Origin of the sequence: Bacillus sp. AFS023182, assembly GCF_002560575.1 — a bacterium.
GTDB classification, from domain to species: Bacteria; Bacillota; Bacilli; order Bacillales; family Bacillaceae_G; genus Bacillus_A; species Bacillus_A arachidis.
Genome location: NZ_NTRO01000017.1, coordinates 1 through 2,679, shown reverse-complemented (window position 1 = coordinate 2,679; position 2,679 = coordinate 1). Strand labels below are relative to the sequence as shown.

General features: G+C 52.0%; 1 rRNA gene. It reads left to right on the top strand.

Annotated features, from left to right (window positions below):
- Window positions 1-2 precede the first annotated feature (2 nt).
- Window positions 3-2,679 (top strand): 23S ribosomal RNA (locus tag CN288_RS08025); the annotation flags it as partial.

Genomic DNA, 2,679 nt, shown 5'->3' with positions numbered 1-2,679 from the left:
TTGGTTAAGTTAGAAAGGGCGCACGGTGGATGCCTTGACACTAGGAGTCGATGAAGGACGGGACTAACGCCGATATGCTTCGGGGAGCTGTAAGTAAGCTTTGATCCGAAGATTTCCGAATGGGGAAACCCACCATACGTAATGGTATGGTATCCTTACCTGAATACATAGGGTAAGGAAGACAGACCCAGGGAACTGAAACATCTAAGTACCTGGAGGAAGAGAAAGCAAATGCGATTTCCTGAGTAGCGGCGAGCGAAACGGAATCTAGCCCAAACCAAGAGGCTTGCCTCTTGGGGTTGTAGGACATTCTATACGGAGTTACAAAGGAACGAGGTAGACGAAGCAGTCTGGAAAGGCTCGTCACAGAGGGTAACAACCCCGTAGTCGAAACTTCGTTCTCTCTTGAATGTATCCTGAGTACGGCGGAACACGTGAAATTCCGTCGGAATCCGGGAGGACCATCTCCCAAGGCTAAATACTCCCTAGTGATCGATAGTGAACCAGTACCGTGAGGGAAAGGTGAAAAGCACCCCGGAAGGGGAGTGAAAGAGATCCTGAAACCGTGTGCCTACAAATAGTCAGAGCCCGTTAANNGAAGAGGCGGAGCCGTAGCGAAAGCGAGTCTGAATAGGGCGTTTAGTACGTGGTCGTAGACCCGAAACCAGGTGATCTACCCATGTCCAGGGTGAAGTTCAGGTAACACTGAATGGAGGCCCGAACCCACGCACGTTGAAAAGTGCGGGGATGAGGTGTGGGTAGCGGAGAAATTCCAATCGAACCTGGAGATAGCTGGTTCTCCCCGAAATAGCTTTAGGGCTAGCCTCAAGTGTTAGAGTCTTGGAGGTAGAGCACTGATTGGACTAGGGGTCCTCATCGGATTACCGAATTCAGTCAAACTCCGAATGCCAATGACTTATCCTTGGGAGTCAGACTGCGAGTGATAAGATCCGTAGTCAAAAGGGAAACAGCCCAGACCGCCAGCTAAGGTCCCAAAGTGTGTATTAAGTGGAAAAGGATGTGGAGTTGCTTAGACAACTAGGATGTTGGCTTAGAAGCAGCCACCATTTAAAGAGTGCGTAATAGCTCACTAGTCGAGTGACTCTGCGCCGAAAATGTACCGGGGCTAAATACACCACCGAAGCTGCGGATTGATACTTACGTATCAGTGGTAGGGGAGCGTTCTAAGGACAGTGAAGTCAGACCGGAAGGACTGGTGGAGTGCTTAGAAGTGAGAATGCCGGTATGAGTAGCGAAAGACGGGTGAGAATCCCGTCCACCGAATGCCTAAGGTTTCCTGAGGAAGGCTCGTCCGCTCAGGGTTAGTCAGGACCTAAGCCGAGGCCGACAGGCGTAGGCGATGGACAACAGGTTGATATTCCTGTACCACCTCTTTATCGTTTGAGCAATGGAGGGACGCAGAAGGATAGAAGAAGCGTGCGATTGGTTGTGCACGTCCAAGCAGTTAGGCTGGTAAGTAGGCAAATCCGCTTACCGTGAAGGCTGAGCTGTGATGGGGAAGCTCCTTATGGAGCGAAGTCTTTGATTCCCCGCTGCCAAGAAAAGCTTCTAGCGAGATAAAAGGTGCCTGTACCGCAAACCGACACAGGTAGGCGAGGAGAGAATCCTAAGGTGAGCGAGAGAACTCTGGTTAAGGAACTCGGCAAAATGACCCCGTAACTTCGGGAGAAGGGGTGCTTTCTTAACGGAAAGCCGCAGTGAATAGGCCCAAGCGACTGTTTAGCAAAAACACAGGTCTCTGCGAAGCCGTAAGGCGAAGTATAGGGGCTGACACCTGCCCGGTGCTGGAAGGTTAAGGAGAGGGGTTAGCGCAAGCGAAGCTCTGAACTGAAGCCCCAGTAAACGGCGGCCGTAACTATAACGGTCCTAAGGTAGCGAAATTCCTTGTCGGGTAAGTTCCGACCCGCACGAAAGGTGTAACGATTTGGGCACTGTCTCAACCAGAGACTCGGTGAAATTATAGTACCTGTGAAGATGCAGGTTACCCGCGACAGGACGGAAAGACCCCGTGGAGCTTTACTGTAGCCTGATATTGAATTTTGGTACNNCTGTATTGAAATTCTAACCTACGGGTCTTATCGACCCGGGAGACAGTGTCAGGTGGGCAGTTTGACTGGGGCGGTCGCCTCCTAAAGTGTAACGGAGGCGCCCAAAGGTTCCCTCAGAATGGTTGGAAATCATTCGTAGAGTGCAAAGGCATAAGGGAGCTTGACTGCGAGACCTACAAGTCGAGCAGGGACGAAAGTCGGGCTTAGTGATCCGGTGGTTCCGCATGGAAGGGCCATCGCTCAACGGATAAAAGCTACCCCGGGGATAACAGGCTTATCTCCCCCAAGAGTCCACATCGACGGGGAGGTTTGGCACCTCGATGTCGGCTCATCGCATCCTGGGGCTGTAGTCGGTCCCAAGGGTTGGGCTGTTCGCCCATTAAAGCGGTACGCGAGCTGGGTTCAGAACGTCGTGAGACAGTTCGGTCCCTATCCGTCGTGGGCGTAGGAAATTTGAGAGGAGCTGTCCTTAGTACGAGAGGACCGGGATGGACGCACCGCTGGTGTACCAGTTGTTCTGCCAAGGGCATAGCTGGGTAGCTATGTGCGGAAGGGATAAGTGCTGAAAGCATCTAAGCATGAAGCCCCCCTCAAGATGAGATTTCCCATA